4 protein-coding genes are annotated in these 4,420 nt (G+C 57.2%); 3 read left to right on the plus strand and 1 reads right to left on the minus strand.

Annotation, left to right across the window (positions count from 1 at the left end; genetic code table 11):
• From ACXRVY_RS18215 to ACXRVY_RS18225, 3 genes are all read left to right on the plus strand, one after another.
• Positions 1-479: helix-turn-helix domain-containing protein (locus ACXRVY_RS18215; protein WP_458237917.1), on the plus strand; the 479-nt coding region annotated here is incomplete at its 5' end.
• Between the two features lie 235 nt (positions 480-714).
• The gene (locus ACXRVY_RS18220; RefSeq protein ID WP_223460707.1) at positions 715-2,310 is read left to right on the plus strand and encodes an EAL domain-containing protein; all 1,596 of its coding nucleotides are present in this window, start codon (positions 715-717) and stop codon (positions 2,308-2,310) included.
• Positions 2,311-2,380: 70 nt separating this feature from the next.
• Entirely contained in the window at positions 2,381-2,881 is a 501-nt protein-coding gene (locus ACXRVY_RS18225) for an outer membrane beta-barrel protein (protein WP_223460709.1), read from the plus strand.
• A gap of 72 nt (positions 2,882-2,953) precedes the next feature.
• Here the strand turns inward: ACXRVY_RS18225 and ACXRVY_RS18230 are convergent.
• The coding region (locus ACXRVY_RS18230) for a mechanosensitive ion channel family protein (protein ID WP_458237918.1) at positions 2,954-4,420 on the minus strand (1,467 nt) is incomplete at its 5' end.

Below are 4,420 nucleotides of genomic sequence, written 5' to 3' on the forward strand. Positions count from 1 at the left end.
GCGCTTGCTGTGTCGACATCAACGACGCTGCCTCAGCACAACGCAGCGCAGCAGAGGGTTCAGCGATTGAAAGCGCAGTGCTAGCTTCTCTATTGAAGTCGTTGACACCCGCTGGCGGTTTCAGCCGCAAAGTCCCGACAAGAAGAAAGGTGGCGATAGAAGCCATACAGTACATCCATGAAAACACAAAAAAAACGCTCACTATAAAGTCGCTCGTAAGGCAACTTGATACCACCACGCGCACCCTGCATTTTGGCTTTATTGAAACGTTCGGGATGTCGCCAATCGCTTACATCAGAAACCTGAGACTCGCCAGTGCCCGCCGCGACCTGATTAATAAAACGTGGCCCACCGTGACAGAAACCGCAATGTTCTGGAACTTTCACCATCTGGGCCGGTTTTCCAAGGCGTATCAGATTGCTTACGGGGAGACTCCGTCAGAAACGGCCAGGCGCAACTCAGCCAAGCCCTGCAAATGATGATTAATAATTTCCTTTGATTAACCACAGAGCCCCACCATTGCTTATTTGCCCGCTCAAGGAGATAAGCATGCATCATCGAATAAACACACTGCCACTCAAGCAGAAAATCGCACTGTGCATTGCCGTCTATGCCAGCGGCATCTTATTGGCCTGGGTAATTGACTGGTACTGAGGACCTTTAATCCGCGACTACAGGGTGCAAAGTGAAATATTGATACCTCGGGGTTTTTCGATGATTGCCGCATATAAAGCGTTACCTGGAAGGCACGCAGTCACTGTATGCCTGATTGCTGCGACGTGCTGGGCCGCATGGCTCTGTGCCGGAGGACTGGCCGATCAATTCGTTGCACGGAAGTTGAATAACGTATATGCCGATCTGCGTGCTGCTCAAGTGGAGCCCAATGCGCAGATCGACAAAGTACTGGAAACCCTCGGCGATCTCGATCGTTCGGGCCAGGAATGCTCCGCCGAGCAATATTCACAACTGGCCGACCTGATTAAAAACCTGCGATTTGTCGATCAAGCGGCAATTCAGTTGCCCAATGGCAAGATCTGTTCCTCCCACGGACAAGAACTCCAGTCGATACTGGCCGATAACGAGAAGCGCAAGTTCTCCGTTGGAAAGCGAAGCTATTGGGTCGATTCTGGTCACGCAGTTTCTGCGGACACCGACTTCATCATTGTGTCGGAACAGTCAACCTACGTCTGGGCAAACAAGAAGATCCTGCTCGACAACTTGAAGTTTCCCGAAGACCTGCAACTGGACCTCATCGGCCCCGGCGGAGCAGCGCCCATTGCCTCCACGGGGCCTCAGCCGTTGAAGATGCGCAAGCCCTTCCACCTTGAAGAACTGGTTATCTCGGCAGACAAGGTCCTCATCGCCTTTGCGGGCAACCGAAATGAACTGATCTCGGTCATTTCTCTTCCGTTGAGCTACCTGACAGGTCTCAAATTCAAATTATTCATTGGCCTTACGTGCGTGTTCGCAGCACTGCTTTTGCTCGCAAGGTGTATTCAACGACATTACACCTCTACTGCCGTACGACTTCGCAATGCCCTGAAAGCCAGCACCCTGGGTGTTCACTACCAGCCTATCGTCAATTTGACGACGGGCTATCTGGTGGGCGCCGAATCACTTTCCCACTGGAACGACAACGGCGCCCAGGTGCCTGCGGATGTTTTCATCCCGGTGGCGGAGAAGTCTGGCTTGATCCGCCAACTTACGCGTTCGGTGATTCGACAAGTCGCGGAGGATTACAGCACCTACCTTTGGGCGTGCAAGGACTTCTACATTACGGTCAATCTTTGCGCCCAGGATATTCAGGACCCGAGCCTCCCAGACTATGTGGCCAGCGTGCTGGCAACCTACAACATGCCTGTGTCCGCCATGGCCTTTGAAATCACCGAAAGGACCCTGCTCGATCAGAAGCCTGCCGCCCTGCAATTGCGACGGCTTCGTGCGTGCGGACACCGCATTGCCGTGGACGACTTCGGCACCGGCAATTGCAACCTCTCGCTCCTGGATTCAGTGCCTTTCGACATTCTTAAAATAGACCGCTCGTTCATCGCAGACGGCAAGATCGCGGCCAAGGACGCCTTGTGGCGCCATATTGCCCGGTTGGCCAAGTCGCTGAGGCTCAAGGTCGTGGCCGAAGGTGTGGAGACTCAGGAGCAACTGCCGCATCTGGTTTCGGAGGGGGTTGTATTGGCGCAAGGCTGGTTGTTCTGCAAAGCGCTGCCTGTTCAAGCACTGGCAAGACGCTACTTTCAATGCCCGGCAAACATCCCGCCTTACGACGCCAAAATATCAATCAATGACTTCTATTAACCCCTCTCGGCCACTCAAATGCTCGCCGAACCCTAACACCAGACAAACCTGTACAAGGACTCCACCACACATGCGACTTCGAAACCTTGGCTTCGCTTCACTGCTATCGCTGCTGTCTTTTCAGGCGCTCGCCGATGACAAAGGTTTATATCTTGGAGCTGGCGTAAGCAGCATACAGACCGACGAATCCAGACTGGACGACGACGACACCAGCTACAAGGTTTATGCAGGGTATCGCGTCAATAGCTACCTGGCCTTCGAGGGGGCCTACGTCGACCTGGGTCAATTCAAGGACAAGAATGTCGATTTCGAAGGCAAATCGGCCCAGGCTGCCGCCCATGTCGGCTTTCCCCTGGGCGATCGGCTGCGGGTATTCGGCAGTGTCGGTGCTCACGCCTGGGACGCCGACGGCAATGCCACCGACGACGATACCGGGGTTGACCTGACCTACGGTGTCGGCCTGGAGGTCGATGTCTTTCGCAACGTCGGCCTGCGCGCTGAATACGAAGTGCTGGAGGTCGGCGAGATCGACCTGAACCAGACGACCGCATCCGCCTATATGCTTTTTTAACACCGCTACAACCGAGCGGCCTTGCCGGTCGCTCAACACTCGATCATGGTGCGAACGCCCTTTCAAGTGTAATCAGGATTCCTTCGATTCCTGCGCGGGGGCCGGGTACCACTTGTCCCTGGGCACCCATTTCTCCTGTTGCGGATCGCCCAGGTAGTGCGGCGACATGATCTGCACACCGTACTCATTGAACACATCCTGGATGTTGGCGTGCAGCATGCTCAGCAGCACGGCGCGCGGCCGGGGCTGACTGGGAATGGCCTGGGCTACCAGCCGGTATTCCGGGTAGAAGTCCGACAATGCCGTCTGGAACACTTGGGCCGGCGGTACTTCGAGTACCCCTGGCGTACGTTTTGCGGCCTCCAGCAGCATCGCCTCCACCTGCCGCCACGGCGTGTCGTAGCCGATGGTCACGACGGTGTCGACCACGTAGCCGGGGCCTTGTACCACCCGCGAGTAGTTCTTGGTGACGGTGCCGGTGATCATCGAGTTGGGCAGGGTCAGCACCTCGCCCAGGCCGGTGCGAATGCTGGTGGTGAACATGCCCAGTTCGGTCACCGTGCCTTCGTAGTCGCCAATGCGCACAAATTCGCCGGGACGCAGGGTTCGGGTGTAGGTCAGGATCAACCCCGCCGCCGCCTGGCCCACCACGCTGGTGGCGCCCAGGGAAATCATCAGGCCGATCAACACCGACAACCCTTTGAATGCATCGGTGCCGGCACCCGGCAGGTACGGATAGGCCATGGCCAGGGCAAACAGCCAGATCGCCAGGGACGTCAGGCGTTGGGTCGGTTGCAGGGTTTCATGGTTCAACCAGCTCAGGGTTCCCGGTACAGCCATGCGCCGCAGTATCCGCCGCATGAACGCGGTTGCGCCGCGGGCGATAAAGAAGATCGCCAGCGCCACGCCCAGCCCGGGTATGGCACCGACGATCCCCTGCAGCAGATAACCGCCGAGCTCCAGCAGATAGTTGTTAAGGCTTTCGCCCCAGGGACGGGTATAGGGAAAGCGTGACAGGACAAAGCCCAGCCATTCGTAGGTAAACAGCATCACGACGATCCAGCGCACCAGCGCCAGCAGGCGGCTGGCCAACGGATACAGGAAATTGGCGTCGACCAGAGGAACCCGTCCGACTTTCAGGGCCTGGGTGTGCCGATGCATCAGTTCGGGCAGTGTCTTCAGCACTCTGCGCCGCAGGTACGACATGCCGAACAGCAGCGCAATGTAAATGCCGGTGGCGAGCAGCGCGGCGACCACGGAGCGCAGGATCAATTGCAGGCTGCGGGCTTCCCGGGTTTCGGCCACGACCTGGCGCAGCTTGTCAGCCGCGGCTTCGGCGGCCTGCTGTACCGAGTCGTATTCGGTCTCGTCGAAGTCCTTGGGCGAAACGATAAAGGCACGCCGGCTTCCCAGCAGCACCATGTAGCTTTTCATGATCGGGTCGATGGTGACATTGAGGTCGTCCGTATCATCCAGCACCTCACCGATCACCGCGTTCGCCCGTTTGACCCGCGAGGCCGGGGCTTCACCGAGGAGGGT

Source organism: Pseudomonas sp. P5_A2_2 (genome assembly GCF_054177685.1).

Bases quoted from the DNA above. Each gene is read 5' to 3' on its own strand.
- ACXRVY_RS18220 (WP_223460707.1), top strand. From the start codon at position 715: ATGATTGCCGCATATAAAGCGTTACCTGGAAGGCACGCAGTCACTGTA.
- ACXRVY_RS18225 (WP_223460709.1), top strand. From the start codon at position 2,381: ATGCGACTTCGAAACCTTGGCTTCGCTTCACTGCTATCGCTGCTGTCT.